Source organism: Mycobacterium sp. IS-1496 (assembly GCF_001499995.1).
In the GTDB taxonomy this organism is placed as follows: domain Bacteria; phylum Actinomycetota; class Actinomycetes; order Mycobacteriales; family Mycobacteriaceae; genus Mycobacterium.
The window spans coordinates 48,441-65,990 of sequence record NZ_LQIU01000005.1 but is presented as its reverse complement, the minus strand read 5'-3'; the positions used below and the strand labels follow the sequence as shown (position 1 = coordinate 65,990).

Here is a 17,550-nt window from a genome sequence, read left to right as displayed (position 1 = left end):
AGTCCTGGCAACTAACCGCCTTGCGCCACCGGGGCATCGGCGCCGTCCTCGACGTCCGCCGCCGGCTCGGTGGCCGGCTGTGCAGCCGGTTCGGGCGTCTCGGCATCGGGTAGCTGACCCACCAGGTACTCGGCGAGCCCCCCGATGGTCGGGTAGTCGAACACCGCGGTCGCGTTGATCGTGAACGCGCCGCCGAACTGACTGTGCAACCGGTTGCGGAGTTCGATCGCCATCAGCGAGTCGGTACCGAGATCCAGGAACCGGCTCGTCGCGGCGGGCGGCTGCGCGAGCCGGAGGAAGTTCTGCACCTCCCGCTGGAGGAACTCGGTGACGAACCCGGCGCGCTGCGGCACGGGGATCTCCTGCAACTGCCGAAGCAACTCGCTGTCGCCGGTCACCTCGCCTTCGGGGCGGGGCAGCACCAGATCGAGGATCGGCGGCCGGGACGCGCCCAGCACCTTGGCCGCACGCTGCCAGTTGGCCTTGATCACGGTGGCCTGGCCGGTGCCGTTGGCGACGACCTCGGCGAGCGCGCTCAGCGCCGCGGACGGTTCCAACGGAATGAGGCCCTGCGCACTGATGTTGGCGGTGGCGGCCTCCGACGAGGCCATCCCGCCCTGTGCCCACGGCCCGAAGTTGACACCGGTGGCAGGCAGGCCGTGCGCCCTCCGCTGTGCGACCAGGCCGTCGAGCAGCGCGTTGGCCGTCGCGTAGTTGGCCTGACCGGGGGATCCGAACAGGCTCGACACCGACGAGGACACGACGAAGAAGTCCAGATCGTCGTCCCTGGTGAGGCGGTCCAGATGGAGGGCGCCGAACGCCTTGGGCGCCAACGTGGTTCGGAACCGCTCCACGCTCTGCTGGGACAGCAGCGCATCGTCGAGGACACCGGCCAGATGTGCCACCCCGGCCAGCGGCGGCAGCTCCGCGCGAATGCGTTCCAGCAGCTCCTCGACCTGGGACTCGTCGCCGACGTCGGCGGCGAAGGTGTGGATGCGGCACCGGTGGCGCTCGGTGATCTCGTCGATCACCTGCTGCGCGTCGACGTCGGGTTCCCGACGGCTGGTCAACACGATGTCACCCGCACCGAGCTGGGCCAGATACGACGCGGTGTGCAGACCGATCGCGCCCAACCCCCCGGTGATCAGGTAGCTGCGGTCACCGCGCGGTTGCAGCGGATGCGGCATCTGCAGCACGATCTTGCCGATGTGGCGCGCCTGCTGCATGCGGCGGAACGCGGCCCTAGCCTCGGTCACCGGATAGATCTCCGCGGGCAGCGGTGCCCACTCGCCCTTGCCCAGTCCGTCCGACACCTCACCCAGCAGCCCCCGGATGCGCTCCGGCTCCTGAAGGGTCACCGTGTCCAGCGCCACGATCTCGTAGGAGATGTCGGGACGGGCCGCAGACATCTGTTCGTGTGTCCAGATGTCGCGTTTGGCGATCTCGGCGAACCGGCCGTTCTGCGCAGTGGCACGCACGGTCGCTTCGACGAACCCCTCGTTGGTCAGGCTGTTGAGCACCACGTCGACGCCGGCGCCGTCGGTGTCCGCCAGAATCTGGTCGGCGAAATCCGTACTGCGCGAATCGTAGACGTACTCCACACCCATCTTGCGCAGGGTCGCGCGCTTGTACGTACTGGCGGTCGCGAACACGACGGCGCCGTGCTGCTGGGCCAGCTGGATCGCGGCCAGGCCGACGCCGCCGCTGGCGGCGTGGATCAGCACCCGGTCGCCGGGCTCGAGCTGTGCCCAGTCGAACGCGAGGCGGGCCGTCAGCGCCGCAGCGGGGATCGTCGCCGCCTCGACCGCACCGACGCCGTCGGGGATCGGCGCCAGCAACTGGGCCGGCACGTTGAACCGGCTGGAGAACGCGCCCTGCATGAAGCCGTAGACGCGTTGTCCCACTTCGAGTCCGGTGACACCGTCGCCCAACTGCGTGACGATGCCTGCGAAGTCACCGCCGATCGGCCCCGGGTCGCCGGGGTAGAGACCGAGGACGTTGAGCACATCGCGGAAGTTGAGGCCCGCAGCCTCCACCCGCACCTGCACGTAGCCTTCGACAGGTGGTGGCACGTCCGTCTCGGTGAGCCGCAGGTTGTCGATCGCGCCGCGCTCGGTCGGAGCCAGGACGTAGTCGGACGCCCGGGGCACCGTGAGGTGGCCGCTGCGCGCCCAGTGCAACAGCCTCGATGCCAGCAATTTGCCCTGACGCAGTGCCAGTTCCGGCTCGTCGACCGGGGTGGCCAGCAGGCCGGCCATGGCGTCCACCGCCTCCGGGGATCCGTCGCAGTCGACGAGTCTGCAGCGAAGCGCCGGTTCCTCGTTGATCGTGGTGCGCCCGAGACCCCACAGCGCGGCCTGCACCGGATCGACGGGTTCGCCGGATTCGGTGGCCACGGCCCGCTCGGTGACGATCCAGAGGCCGTTCGGCAGCGTCACGCCGCCGCCCTGCACGGTGTGCACCGCGCTGAGCAGGTTGGCGATCTCGGTCTCGATCCGCTCGGCGGCGTCGGCGGTCGACTCGTCCGGCCTCGGTGCCGCACTGCGCCACACGACACCGGAGAACGCCATACCGCGCCTGTGCGCGTCCACCAGCAGTCCGCCGAGGAGCTCCGGGTCGGTGGTCCGGTCGAACGGGACGCACCCGGGCGCCGCGGCGGCCAGTTCGTCGAACCCGGCGATCAGCCAGGTGCCGCTCGGTGTCGCGGAATCGGCTGCGGGCAGGGGCACCTCGTGCCAGCCCAGGGTGTAGAGCAGCCGGGTGGCGTCGCCGCCGAGGCCGCGAAGCAGCGCCTCGCGCGGTGCGCGTTTGACCGTGAACTCGCGGATACCCCCGAGCGGGCGGCCGTCGCGGCTGATGAAACCGAGGTCGAAGACCTGCGTTTCGCTGTCCAGCGCACTGTGGTGCCACCGCGCCCGGCAGTAGAACCGCCGGGGCATCTTCTCCCGCAGCATCACCTGGCCGTACCGCAGCGGCAGGAACAGATCGCTCACCCCCTGCTCGGCGGCCAGGAGTGCCGGGAACGCCGGGAAGGCGACGCCGGTGCACAGATCCATCAGCACCGGGTGGATCGGCTCGCCGCCGAGTTGTTCGGCGAGCTCGTCGCCGACGAGGACGTCGCCGATCGCCTCACCGTCACCGAGCCAGAGCGATTTCAGCGATCCCGACCAGGTCGGGCCCCACGCCAGTTCCATGTCGGCGAACGTCTCGAACAGCTCCTGCGGACGCATGCGGTTGCACCGCTCGATCGCCTCGTCGACGGGGTCGTCGTGCGCGTCCGGTTGGTCGTCGACACCTCGGACGACGGTGCCTTCGGCGTTCAGCGACCATTCGGCGTCCCGCACGCCGTACGGGCGGCTGTGCACCTGGAACTTCTGCGCGCCGTCCTCGAGCATGCGCAGCGTCAGCTGCGCTTCGCGCGACGCCTTCTCGGGCAGGATGATCGGCTCGTAGAAGAACACGTCCTTGACCCGTGCGGGGGTTCCGACGGCGGCCAGCGCCATCGCGGCATACGTCGCGCCCGGGACGACGACGGTGCCGTAGATGACGTGGTCGGACAGCCAGGGCTGCGATTTGACCGAGATCCTGCTCGTGTAGACGGTGTCGCCGGACGCGAGTTCCTTGGCGCTGCCCAGGATTCCCGACACAGCGGGGCCGTCCACCGTGATGCCCGAGGTCTTGGGCCAGAACCGGCGACGCTGGAAGGGGTAGGTGGGCAGTTCGAGCTTCCGATGCGTGTGACGGTGCAGCGCAGCGAAGTCGGGACGGTGGCCGCCGACATAGGCCGCGGCCAGCGCGTCGGCGATCTGGCGCCGGTCGCCGACGCCCTTGCGCAGCGAGGCGATCGCCCGCGGGGCGGCCAGATGCTCCGGCCAGATCTGCACCGCGGCCCCGGTCAGCACCGGCTGCGGACCGATCTCCATCAGCACCGAACACCCGAGCGCGGCGACGGTGCGCACACTCTCGGCGAACTGCACCGGCTGGCGGGAATGCCGTCGCCAGTACTGCGCGTCGAGCGGGTTCTGCGCGGTGAGCACCGCACCGGTGCGGTTGCACACCAGCGGCATGGTCGGGGCGGCGAACTCGAATTGCGCTGCGTACGACTCGAACTCGTCGAGCACCGGGTCCAGCAGTTCCGAGTGGAAGGCGTGGCTGGTCTCCAGCCAGGTGCAGCGGATGCCCTCGTCGGAGAACCTGGCGACAACCTGTTCGAGATCTTCGCCCGGGCCGGAGAGCACGGTGTTGGGCCCGTTGTAGGCGCCGACGGACACCCGCGCGAACTCTCCGGCAACCTGCTCGACCTGTTTGGCGTCGGCGAAGATCGCCACCATCCGGCCACCTTCGGGCAGGCTGCCGAACATCCGGCCGCGTTCGGCCATCAGCCGTGCGCCGTCCTCGAGGCCGAACACGCCGGCCACGCACGCCGCGGCGTACTGGCCGACGCTGTGGCCGAGCACCACGTCGGGCACGATGCCCCACGACTGCCACAGCCGGGCCAGACCCATCTCGACGGCGAACAGCGCCGGCTGGGCATACGACGTGTGCCGCAACCGTTCCCCGGTCTCACGGTCGGCGGCGAACAGCACCTCCAGCAGCGGTGTGGGCAGGATGTCCGCGACCGCGTCCGCGCACCGGGTGACGGTGTCGGCGAAAACCGGTTCGGCGTCGAACAACTCCCGCGCCATCCCGGGATACTGGCTGCCCTGTCCGGTGAACAGCCACGCCGTGGTCGGCCGGTGGGTGTGCTCCCCCCGGAGGACCCCGGGCCGCGTGCGGTTGTCGGCCACGTCGGCGAGACCCTGGCGCGCGCTGTCGACCGAATCCACGACCATCGCGGCGCGATGCTCGAAATGCGAACGGCCGGACCCGGCGGTGAGGCACACCCCGGCGAGGTCGGCATCCGGATGAGCGCTCAACCAAGAATCGTACCGTCGGGCCAACTGCACCAGGGCTTCCGGCGACCGCGCGGACAGCGGCAGCACGTGGACCTGCCGATCGTCGTCGCCGGGCTCCTCGTCCACGGTGACCGGTGCCTGCGGCGCCTCTTCGATCAGCACGTGCGCGTTGGTTCCGGTGAACCCGAAGGAACTCACACCTGCGCGCCGCGGCCTGCCGTTGGCCTGCCACGGCACCGCCTCGTCCACCACCCGAACCGGAAGCGAATCCCAGGGGATGTGCGGCGACGGGGTGTCGAAGTGCAGGCTCTGCGGCAGCACCCCGTGCTGCAGCGACAGCACGACCTTGATCAGACCGGCTGCGCCGGAGGCGGATTCGAGGTGGCCGATGTTGCTCTTGACCGATCCCATGAGCAGCGGCCGGCCCGGCTCGCGGGAGGCGCCGTAGGCGGCGGCCGCGGCCTGCACCTCGATCGGATCGCCCAGCGGGGTACCCGTCCCGTGCGCCTCGAGGTAGTCGACATCCGCGCCCGTGAGCCCGGCGCGCGCCAGCGCCGTGCCGATGAGCCGTTGCTGCGCACCGCCGTTGGGCACCGTCAGGCCACTGGACGCACCGTCCTGGTTCACCGCGCTACCGGGTATGACGGCGCAGACCCGGTCACCGTCGCGCACCGCATCGCTCAACCTCTTGAGCACCAGGACGCCGCAGCCTTCGCTGCGCACGTAGCCGTCGGCGGAGGCGTCGAAGGTCTTGCACCGGCCGACGGGGGAGAGCATCCTGGCACGCGACGCGGCGACCACGGTCACCGGGCTCAACAGGACGTTCACGCCGCCGGCCAACGCCAGATCGCAGTCCCCGGAGTGCAGGGCCTGCACGGCCTGGTGGACGGCCACCAACGCCGAACTGCACGCGGTGTCGACCGCGACCGCCGGACCCTCCAGTCCCAGCGCGAAGGCGACCCGGCCGGAGATGGCGTTGAGCGCGTTGCCCGTGATGAAGTGCGGTTCGATCTTCTCGATCGACTCCGACGACAGCAGGTGCGCGTACTCGTTGGCGGCCACGCCCACGAAGACACCGGTCCGGCTGCCCCGCAGGTCCGCCGGCGAGTACCCGGCCCTCTCGAGGCCCTCCCATACCGTTTCGAGCATCAGCCGCTGCTGCGGTTCGATCCAGACGGCTTCACGCGGGGAGATGCCGAAAAACTCCGGGTCGAATCCGTCGATCCCGTCGAGGAATCCGCCGAACCGGGTGTAGGTCTTGCCCGCGGCGTCCGGATCCGGGTCGTAGAACTCGTCGATGTCGAACCGGTCCTCGGGGACCTCCCGGATCGCGTCGACGCCGCCGGCGAGCACCTCCCAGAAGGCCTCCGGGTCCGGCGCTCCGGGGAACCGGCACGACACCGCGACGATCGCGATCGGATCGTCGGTCCGGCTGGAGGTCAACGACGCCAGCACAGGCCGTGATTCGGCGCTCGCCTGTTCGGCCAGCCCGAGCACCTCACCGAGCAGGTAGTCGGCCGCGTCGGACAGCCGGGGATGGTCCATCACCAGGGTGACCGGGATCTCGTGTCCCACACCCTGTTCGAGGCGCCGCCGGAGTTCGACGGCCATCAGCGAATCCATGCCGAGATCGAAGAATCCGGCGTCCTCGCGGATCTCGGAGGGATCGACGCGCGTCACCTCGGCGACCGCGTCACGCAGGTAGTCGGTGAGCAGGCGCTTGCGCTGCTGAACGGGGGCACCTGCGAGCCGCTCGACGAGCGGCGTCTTCCCGGACATGGTCACCGCCGGCGCCGCGTCCGGCGCGAGCGGCACTTCACGCTCCAGTTCGGACAGGAACGCGCGCCTGCCCGCCTGCTGGTACAGCGGAAGGAAACGGGCCCAGTCGATCCGCGCGACCACACCCTGCGCCGCGGGGCCCGAGACGACGTCGGCCAGTCCGGCCAGTGCGTCGGCGGGTGCGAGGGTGCGGACTCCGCGCTGCTCGAGGCGCGCGCGCGACTCGGCGTCGGCCATACCCGCCGACCACGGTCCGAAGTTGACGCTGGTCGCGGCGATGCCCTGGTCGCGCAACCGCCAGGCGAGACCGTCGAGGAAGGCGTTCGCCGCGCCGTAGGCGGTCTGGCCGAATCCGCCCCAGACCGAGGCGATCGAGGAGGTGCTGATGAAGAAGTCGAGCCGCAGGTCGGCCGCGGCTTCGGCGAGATGCCAGGCACCCCAGACCTTTCCGGCGAACACCCGGTCGACCTCGGCGTCTTCCAGTTCGCTGAGCGGGGTGGTGCCGATCTCGCCGGCGGCGTGGACGATACCTGCCAGCGGCGGAAGATCGGCCCGCCCGCCTGCGAGCAGGCGGGCGACGTCGTGCGCATCGGCGACGTCGGCGGCGAGGACGCGGATGGTGCAGCCGTACTGGTCGCACAGCGCGTCGATGCGTTCCCGTGCGGCCTCGCTCGGCATGCGCCTGCTGGTGAGCACCAGGTTGCCGGCGCCGTGCGCGGCCAGGTGACCGGCGATCTCCAGGCCGATCGCTCCCAGCCCGCCGGTCACCAGATACGTTGCGTCGGTGCGCAGTTGGAGCGGCGTTCCGCTGGGTTGTCCGGTGCGCCGGACCAGCCGCGGCACATGGACGGCGCCGTCGCGCAACGCGATCTGGTCTTCCCTGACCGCGGCCGGAGGCGCCGTGAGCCGGTCGAGCAGCCGAACCCATTCGCCCGCCCCGGGACCGGCCGACAGGTCGGCCAGTCCGCCCCACAGGTGCGGAAGTTCCAGCGACGCGGCCCGTCCGAACCCCCACAGTGCGCTCTGGTCCGGCGCGACGGTGTCCGCGGCGGTGACGCGCTGTGCGCCACGGGTCACCAGCCAGATCGGGATACGCAGTCCGGTGCCGGTCGCGGCACGGAACAGCCGCCGCGTCCCGCCGAGGATCCGGTGCTGCATGCGCAGCAGGGACCGCATCGACGGTGCGGTCGCGGACTCCAGTGCCGCGACGTGCAGCACCCGCAGCGCCGACTCATCGTCATCGGCGGCCCGCAACACGTCGACGAGGTGAGCCTCGTCGGCGTCGGTCGCCGGCAACCCGACGATCTGGTGCCGGTCGCCGCGTGCGGTCAGCGCGTCGATCAGGGGGCCGACGGCGTCGGTGTCGTCGCCGACGAGGATCCACGTGGACGGCCCGCCGGTCTCCCCCCGAGCCGCGGGCAGTTCCTCCCAGCGGATCTCGTAGCGGTCGTCGGTGATCGACTGACTCGTCCGTTGCCGGTTGTGTTGTGCGGCAAGCCGGGTCAGGACATCGATGACCTGCTGATCACCGCCGGAGTCGCCGAGGAGGGCCGCGAGTTCGGGGATCCGGCCGTCCTCGAGGAGGCCGACGGTCTCGGTGCGCGCGGCATGGTGCTCCCGGACGGCGGCCTGATCGCGACGGTCGGCCTGCTTGTCGCGGAACCAGTACTGGCGGTGCTCGAACGGGTAGGTGGGCAGGTCCAGCTTCTGCGCGTCGGCTTCCCGGACAGCGGCGAAATCGGGCAGGTGACCCAGGACGTACGCGTCGGCGAGGGCTTCGGTGATCTGCCGGTGGTCGGCGGTGTTCGCCCGCATCGAGGCGATGGCCCGCGGTGTGGTGGCCGGATCGGGCCATGCCGCAAGGGCGGCGGCGGTCAGCACCGGTCGCGGACCGATCTCGAGCAACACCTTGCAGTTCAGTTCGGCGAGTGTGCGCACGCTCTTGGCGAATTCCACGGGCTGACGCGCGTGCCTGCGCCAGTAGGCCCCGTCGAGGCGCACACTCCTGCCGAGCGCGGTTCCGGTGCGGTTGTCGATCAGGATGCGCTGCGGCGCGGCGTAGTCGAACTGCTGGGCGTAGGCCTCGAACTCGTCGAGGATCGGGTCGAGCAGCGCCGAGTGGAAGGCGTGGCTGGTGTCCAGCCAGTCGCAGCGGACACCGTTGGCCGCCAGGGCGGCCACCGCCTTCTCCAGATCCGCGGCGGGACCGGACAACACGGTGTTGGCGCCGTTGTAGGCAGCGACCGACAGGCTCGGGAACTCATCGGTCAGGTTCTCGACCCGCTCGGCGGCGGCGAACACCGCGACCATGCGGCCACCCGCGGGCAGGCTGCCGAAGAGCCGGCCGCGCTCGGCCATCAGCCGGGCGCCGTCCTCGAGACCGAGCACGCCCGCGACGCAGGCCGCCGAGTACTGGCCGACGCTGTGTCCGAGCACCACGTCGGGTTCGAAGCCCCAGGACTGCCAGAGCCGGGCCAGACCCATCTCGACGGCGAACAGGGCGGGCTGCGCGTACGACGTCTGCCGCAGTGTCGCGGCGGCCTCCGGGCTGCCGGAACCCTCTCCCGTCACTGCGCTCGCCCCGACATCGAATATCACGTCGAGCAGCGGCTTTTCGAGGACGTCGGCGACGGCGGCCGCGCACCGCCTCATCGTTTCGGCGAACACCGGCTCGGTGTCGAACAGCTCCCGGGCCATCCCCGGGTACTGGCTGCCCTGTCCGGTGAACAGCCACGCCGTCTTCGGGGTGTCGTAGGACTCGCCCCGAACCAGGCCGGGCGCGGGCCGATCGTCGGCGAGCGCGCCGAGCAGGTCGACGGCCGATTCCCTGGAATCGACCACCAATGCCGCCCGGTGCTCCAGGTGGGCGCGCCCCACGCCCGCGGTGTGGCAGACGTCGGCCAGGGTGGCCTCCGGATGCGCAGCCAACCACGTGCGGTACCGATCGGCGATCTGCACGAGAGCCGCTGGTGTCCGCGCCGACAGCGGAAGCAGGCGCAACCTCTCACCGGTCTGCGCGGAGGCGGCCGGCGCGACGGTCGGCTCGGGAGCCTCTTCGAGGATGACGTGCGCGTTGGTGCCTGCGAACCCGAACGAGCTCACCCCGGCGATGCGGGGCGCCCCGTTGCGCTCCCAGGGGGTGGTCTCCTTCACGACCTCGACCGGGAGCCGTTCCCAGGGGATGTGTGGGGAGGGGTTGGTGAAGTTGAGGTGCTTCGGCAGCGTCTCGTGTTCGAGCGAGAGGATCACCTTGATGACGCCGGCGATGCCCGCGGCCGCCTCCAGGTGTCCGATGTTCGTCTTCGCTGAGCCGAGCAACAGCGGACGGTTCGGATCGCGTCCGGCGCCGAGCGCCTCACCTGCGGCCTGGGCCTCGATCGGGTCGCCCAGCGATGTTCCGGTGCCGTGGGCCTCCAGGTATCCGACGTCGGCGGGCCGGACACCGGCGCGCTTCAGGGCGTCGGCGATAACCCTTTGCTGGGCAACACCGTTGGGCACGGTCAAGCCGCCCGACGCACCGTCCTGGTTGATTGCGCTGCCGCGGATGACCGCCCGGATCCGGTCACCGTCGCGCAGCGCGTCCTCGAGCCGCTTGATGACGACGACGCCGCAACCCTCACCGCGTACATAACCGTCCGCGGCCGCGTCGAACGTCTTGCACCGGCCGTCGGGCGCGAGCATGTGCGCGTTGGAGAACGTGATCATGGTGGCCGGGGTGAGCAGCACGTTCGCCCCACCGGCCAGCGCGAGGTCGCATTCACCCAACTGCAGCGCCTGGCACGCCTGATGGATGGCCACCAGCGACGAGCTGCAAGCGGTGTCGACGGCGACCGCCGGCCCCTGCAGCCCCATCCGGTAGCTGATCCGGCCGGCCGCCGCCGCGTTCGACGTGCCGATGGCCATGTAGGCCTCGATCTCGGGGTAGGTGAGCTCGTCCGATGCCATTCCCAGGTAGTCGTGGGTGGCGAGGCCGACGAACACGCCGGTGTTGCTGTCGGCCAGATCCGTTGGCGCGGTGCCCGAATGTTCCACGGCGCGCCATGCCGTCTCCAGCAACAACCGGTGCTGCGGGTCCATCAATCTGACCTCGCGCGTCGACATCCCGAAGAACGGCGCGTCGAACCCGGTCACGTCATCGACGAAACCCGCACGACGGGTCACGACCTTGCCGGGCGCCCCCGGTTCCGGGTCGAAGAAGTCGTCGGCGTTCCAGCGGTCCTGAGGCACTTCCGAAATCGCCTCGCGGCCTTCTCGCAAAAGGTCCCAGAACTGGTTCGCGTCCTGTGCGCCGGGAAATCGCGCCGCGTAGCCGACGATGGCAAATCGGTTGGCCGGTTCGTTCGGGTGTGCGGCAGATTCCATGCCGTTCTAGTCCTCCCTTGCGTCGCGGTGTGAGACGACCCCCTGCGTGACATCCGCTGTCGCAACGCAAAAATCAACTTCCGGGACGCACACTAGGCCATGTTCGGGCCACATGTGCGCGGTGCGGCGGTCCGATTGTCCGGTCGGCATGGGCCGCTGCGGTCGATGCGAGGGTATGTTGATCCGGCGACGGCTCATGCCGGATCCGAAAACCGGCTTGAACCGGCCGAAGCGGGAGGAAAACGCTTTGCGCATAGGCAAGATCACAATTGGCGGCCTCGATGAATGGGCGCTCAAACCTGGCTCCGTCACGTCCTGGCATCCGACCGCGGCGGCCGTCGAAAAGGCGGGACGAGCGCCGGTCAGTTCCGTGCCGATCAGTTACATGCAGCGCCAACATCTTCGGAATTACCGCGAGCGGACGGCCGCGGGGTTGAACTTCTCCCGGCAGATCATCGCGAGTTGTGAAGTGGCCGGCGAGTGTGAGATCGCCGCGATGGACCACGCCGTGAACAACTATCTACGGCGGCACGACACTTTCCGCAGCTGGTTCGAGGACACCGGCGACGGTGAGTTCGTCAGGCATGCGCTCGAGGATCCGGCCGACATCGAATTCGTGCCCGTCGATCACGGCGACATGACGGTCGACGAGATACTGGCCCATGTCGTGGGCATTCCGAATCCACTGGAGTGGGCCTGCTTCACATTCGGAATCATCCAGAACGACGGCCATTTCACCTTTTTCGCCGCCATGGATCATGTTCACGGGGACGCGACATTGATCGGCACGACAATGCTGGAAGCCAATGGGATGTATTCGGCGCTCAGTGGTGGCGGCGAAGCGCTCACGCTGCCCGAGGCCGGTAGCTTCGACGAGTTCTGCGTGCGCGAGCGCGAGCGCACGGCGGAACTGACCGTGCATGACAAGGATGTGCAGGCCTGGATCGACTTCGCCGACAGCAACGGCGGTGGCTTCCCGGAATTCCCGCTTCCGCTGGGCAATCCGCAGGAATCGACCAGAAGCAGCATGGCCACCGAGGTCCTGATGGACGTTGCTCAAACGGAGCGCTTCGACGCCGCGTGTTCGGCCGCGGGCGCGCGTTTCGTCGGCGGTCTGTTTGCCTGTCTCGCGCAGGTGGAGCATGAGCTGACGGGTGCGCTCACGTATTACGGCCTCACGCCGAGGGATTCGCGCAGCGCCACCGACAATTTCATGACCCAGGGCTGGTTCACCGGTCTGATTCCGATTACCGTGCCGATCGGCGCGGGTTCGTTCGCGGATGCCGCGTGGTCGGCGCAGACTTCTTTCGACACGAATTTGAATATGGCAAGAGTTCCGTACTACCGGGTGCTCGAATTGGCGCCGGGGTTGAACTGGCCGCAGGCCAATTTCCCCGTGTCGAACTTCTTCCACGCCGGTGCCGCACCGCTCAACGCCGTTCTGGCCGCGGCGGATATGGGTCTTGCGGACAACATCGGGATCTACCCGGACGGCCGGTTCTCCTATCAGCTCACGATTTACATATTCCGATACGGCGAGGGCACGGTGATGGCGATCATGCATCCCGACAATCCGGTCGCCGAGAAATCGGTCATCCGATATATGCAGGCGATGAAGTCCGTTTCGGCAATGGTCGCCGACAGCGGGCACTGGGGACGCGTCGCATAGCGTGAGGCGGCGAGGGTGAGGGCGATATGCGGCGGTTAGCCGACTTTGTGGTGCGGTGGCCCTGGGCGGTGATCGGGGTCTGGGTGGCGTTGGCCGTCGCCCTGCCGTTGTCGTTCCCCTCCCTCGGCCAGATGGCCGAGAAGCACCCGCTGGCCATCCTGCCCGCCGACGCGCCGTCGAGTGTGACCGCGCGGAACATGGCGGAGGCGTTCCAGCAGTCGGAGTCGGACAACCTGCTCGTCGTCGCCTTCATCAACGAGTCCGGGCTCGAACCCGCCGACGAGGAGACCTACCGCGAGGTGGTCGACGCCCTGCGCGACGACGTCGCCGACGTCGTGTCGGTGCAGGATTTCGTCAGTACGCCGCAGCTGCGCCAGTTCCTGACCAGCGAGGACAAGACGACCTGGGTGTTGCCGGTCAGCCTGCAGGGCGAGCTGGGCACCCCGCGGGCCTTCGACTCGTTCAACCGGGTGTCCGACATCGTCGAACACAACGTCCCCGATGGCCGTTCGGGCGACGGACTCGACGTCTACCTGACCGGCCCGGCCGCCACCGTGGCCGACCTGACTGTCGCCGGTGAACAGGATCGCCTGCCCATCGAGATCGCGATAGCCGTCCTGGTGCTCGGGGTGCTTCTGCTCGTGTACCGCAGCGCGGTGACCATGCTGCTGCCGTTGGTGACGATCGGGTCGTCGCTGATGATCGCGCAGGGTTTGGTGGCGGGCTACTCGCACCTGACCGGCGCGGGCGTCTCGAACCAGTCCATCGTGTTCCTGAGCGCGATCATGGCCGGCGCCGGGACGGACTACGCGGTCTTCCTGATCAGCCGCTACCACGACTATCTGCGGTCCGGTGCCGGATTCGACCGGGCCGTGCGGTCGGCGATGATCTCGATCGGCAAGGTGATCACCGCATCCGCCGTCACCGTCGGACTCACGTTCCTCGTCATGAACTTCGCCCAGATGGGGGTGTTCAAGACCATCGGGGTGTCCGCGGCGATCGGCATCGGCGTGGCCTACCTGGCCGGGATGACGCTGCTGCCCGCGATCCTCGTGCTCGCCGGGCCCCGCGGGTGGGTGAAGCCCAGGCGGGAACTGACCGCGCGGTTCTGGCGGCGGTCGGGGATCCGCATCGTGCGCAGGCCGGTGCCCCATCTGATCGCCAGCGTGCTGGTCCTGCTGCTGCTGGGCGGCGCTGCGGGGTTCGCGCGGTTCAACTACGACGATCGCGAGGTCGTCTCCGATTCGGCGCCCAGCTCGATCGGCTACGCCGCGCTGGAACAGCACTTCCCGATCAGCCAGTCGGTCCCGCAGTACATCCTCGTGCAGTCGCCGCGTGATCTGCGCACCCCGCAGGCGCTCGCGGATCTGGAGCAGATGGCGTCGCGGATCGCGCAGATGCCCGATGTCGCGCGGGTCGCCGGGGTGACCAGACCGCTCGGTGAGGTGCCGCCGGAGTTCCGCGCCACGTTCCAGGCGGGCATCGTCGGCGACCGGCTGGCCGCCGGATCCGCGCAGATCGGTGAGCGCTCCGGTGACCTCGACCAACTGGCGGCCGGGGCGACCACGCTCGCCGACACGCTCGGCGACGTGCGCGCCCAGGTCAACGAGGTCGCCCCGAGCCTGCAGACGCTGCTGGACGCCGTCACGAAGGTGCGGGTTGAGTACGGCGGCGAGCGGCTGGTGCGCGACGTCGACACCGCCGCCAAGCTCGTCAAGAGCGTCAACGAACTTGGCCTGTCGATGGGCATCAACTTCGCCGCGGTCCGGGACATGTTCGGGTGGATCGGTCCGGTCCTGATGGCGTTGAACGGCAACGCGGTCTGCGACGCGAATCCGTCCTGCGTCAACACCCGGATGCAGTTCGAGCGGCTGATGGACGCGCGCGAGGACGGGCGGCTGGAGCGGATCAACACCCTCGCCGGGGAGTTGGAGGGCCTCGACGACCGGCAGTCGCTCAACACGACGGTCAAGACGCTCAACGCGGCGATGACCAACATCGTCAAGGCGGTCGACGAGCTGGGCCTGGACTCCCCGAGCGAGGCGCAGCAGGGCCTGCGAGAGGTCCGGCAGGGCGCCGACCGGCTGGCCAGTGGAAGCCGGCAGGTGGCCGGCGGTGTCGGCGAGGTCGTCGAGCAGATCAAGGTGATGGCCGACGGCCTCGACCAGGCGTCGGCGTTCCTGTTGACGATGCGCAAGGACGCGGCGGGTTCGTCGATGGCCGGGTTCAACATCCCGGCCGAAGTGCTCAGGGCCGTGGAGTTCCAGAAGGCCGCCGAGACCTTCATCTCGCCGGACGGCCACTCGGCGCGGTATCTGGTGCAGACCGAACTCAATCCGTTCAGCCCCGAGGCGATGGATCAGGTGAACGCGATCAGCGACGTCGCCAGGGGCGCCCAGCCGAACACCACCCTGGCCGACGCCTCGATCTCGATGGGTGGGTTCCCCGCCTCGCTGCGCGACACCCGCGACTATTACGAGCGCGACATCCGCTTCATCATCGTCGTCACCCTCATCGTCGTGCTGTTGACCCTGGCCGTGCTGCTGCGGTCGCTCATCGCCCCGCTCTATCTCGTCGGTTCGGTGGTGCTGTCGTATTTCGCGGCGATCGGTATCGGGGTGTTGACGTTCCAGGTGTTACTCGACCAGGAGTTGCACTGGAGCGTGCCCCCGCTGGCGTTCGTGGTGCTCGTCGCGGTGGGCGCCGACTACAACATGCTGTTCGTCTCCCGATTACGGGACGAATCGCCACACAGCGTGCGGTACGGCGTGATCCGCACGTTGAGCTCGACGGGCGGGGTGATCACCGCGGCCGGTCTGATCTTCGCGGCCTCGATGGCCGGTCTGTTGTTCGCCAGCATCGGCATCGTCGTACAGGGCGGTTTCGTGATCGGGGTGGGGATCCTGTTGGACACGTTCGTCGTACGCACCATCACGGTGCCCGCCATCGCCGCGCTGGTCGGGCGGGCGAACTGGTGGCCGTCACGCGTCGCCACGCCGCCGCGCACCGAGCAGATCGGCGCGCACACGTGATGGCGGCGACATCGGAGTCGTCGATCCTGTCGATGCTGCACGGGCGTGCCAGCATGCGCCCCGACGAGGTCGCCTTCACCTTCACCCACTACGACCGCGACCCGGCGGGCGTCGTCGAGAACCTGACGTGGGCGCAGCTGGCCCGGCGGACGATGAGTGTGGCGCGCGAGATCCGGCGGCACGGGGCCGTCGGCGACAGGGCGGTGATCCTGGCCCCGCAGGGGCTGGAATACGTCCTGGCGTTCCTGGGGTCCATGCAGGCCGGGCTCGTCGCGGTGCCGTTGCCGCTGCCCCACCCCGGCTCGGGTCACGACCGGGTGAGCGCGGTTCTCGCCGACACCGAACCCTCGGTGGTGCTCACCACGTCGTCGGTCGCGGCCGACGTCGGGGACTTCGTGGCCCGGTCCGGTTCATCCGCCGCGCCGACGGTCCTCGAGATCGATGCGGTCGATCCATACGCCCAGGGCGCGAGCGGGTTCGAGCTGACCGAGCTGCCGAGCATCGCCTACCTGCAGTACAGCTCGGGCTCGACCAGGGCGCCGACCGGGGTGATGGTCTCGCACCGCAACCTCACGGTGAACTTCGAGCAGTTGATGCGCAGCTTCTTCGCCAGATCCCCGTTGCCGCCGGACGCCACGCTCGTGTCCTGGCTGCCCTTCTACCACGACATGGGGCTGGTCCTGGGAGTGTGCGCGCCGATCCTGTGCGGCCGGCGGGCCGACCTGACCAGTCCGGTGGCGTTCCTGGAGAAGCCGGCCCGCTGGATGCGGTCGCTGGCCCGCAACCCTCACGCCTGGTCGTCGGCGCCCAATTTCGCGTTCGACCTGGCTGCCCGCAAGACCACCGACGACGACCTCGCCGGCCTCGACCTCGGTCAGGTGGTGGGCATCATCAGCGGCGCCGAACGGGTCGAGCCGGCCACCCTGCACCGGTTCGTCGACCGGTTCGCCCACTTCAACTTTCGCGACCACATGATGCGCCCCGCGTACGGCATGGCGGAGGCGACGGTCTTCGTCGCGACGGGCACCTGGGACGAGTCGGCGCCGGCGTCCTACTTCGACGCCGACGAACTCGGGGCAGGCCGGGTCCGGGCCTGCGCCGCGGGGAAGGGCACGGCGCTGGTCAAGTACCGCCTGCCGCAGTCCCCGGCGCTACGGATCGTCGACGGCGACACCGGACGCGAATGCCCGCAGGACGTGGTCGGCGAGATCTGGGTGCACGGCGAGAACGTCGCCGAGGGCTATTGGCGCAAACCGCCCGACGAGCAGACCTGTTTCGGCGCAACACTTCTCGACCCGGCACCGGGTACACCGGAGGGGCCGTGGCTGCGCACCGGCGACCTCGGGTTCGTCTGCGACGACGAGCTGTTCATCGTCGGCCGCATCAAGGACCTGTTGATCATCCGGGGCCGTAACCACTACCCGGAGGACATCGAGGCGACGGTCGGGGAGGTCACCCGCGGCCGGGTCGCGGCGATAGCCGTACCGGTGGACAGCACCGAGCGGCTGGTCGCCGTCATCGAGCTGAAGAAGCCCGGCGGCTCCGACGAGGACGCCACGCGCCGGCTCGAGGCGGTCAAAAGCGATGTCACCGCGGCGATCTCCACCGCACACGGCCTGAGCGCCGAGGACCTCGTGCTGGTACCGCCGGGGTCGATTCCCACGACGACCAGCGGCAAGATCCGGCGCGCCGCATGCGCCGAGCAGTACCGGCAGGACGGGTTCACCCGATTGGACGCCGGGAAGGGGCAGCACGGTGCCGTGGCGGGGTAAGGTCGGGTCCGGTGCGGCCGAGCACGGCGGGAAGGTGCGCG

4 protein-coding genes are annotated in these 17,550 nt (G+C 69.4%); 3 read left to right on the top strand and 1 reads right to left on the bottom strand.

Translation table 11 applies throughout. The features are described 5' to 3' along the window. Positions 1–11: 11 nt before the first annotated feature. On the bottom strand, positions 12–11,036 hold the full coding sequence (locus AU195_RS04080) for a type I polyketide synthase (protein ID WP_059157786.1): 11,025 nt from the start codon (positions 11,034–11,036) through the stop codon (positions 12–14). Positions 11,037–11,283: 247 nt separating this feature from the next. Here AU195_RS04080 and AU195_RS04075 point away from each other — a divergent pair, with 247 nt between their 5' ends. The 3 genes from AU195_RS04075 to AU195_RS04065 are packed head-to-tail and all read left to right on the top strand — an operon-like array spanning position 11,284 to position 17,509. Continuing rightward, complete coding sequence (locus AU195_RS04075; RefSeq protein ID WP_059157823.1) at positions 11,284–12,705, top strand: condensation domain-containing protein; 1,422 nt, start codon at positions 11,284–11,286, stop codon at positions 12,703–12,705. Positions 12,706–12,731: 26 nt separating this feature from the next. Then, complete coding sequence (locus AU195_RS04070; RefSeq protein WP_059157785.1) at positions 12,732–15,737, top strand: MMPL/RND family transporter; 3,006 nt, start codon at positions 12,732–12,734, stop codon at positions 15,735–15,737. After that, positions 15,737–17,509: an AMP-binding protein gene (locus AU195_RS04065; RefSeq protein WP_082702960.1), complete on the top strand. Its 1,773-nt coding sequence runs from the start codon at positions 15,737–15,739 to the stop codon at positions 17,507–17,509. The genes AU195_RS04070 and AU195_RS04065 overlap by 1 nt, the downstream gene beginning before the upstream one ends. The last annotated feature ends 41 nt before the right edge of the window (positions 17,510–17,550 follow it).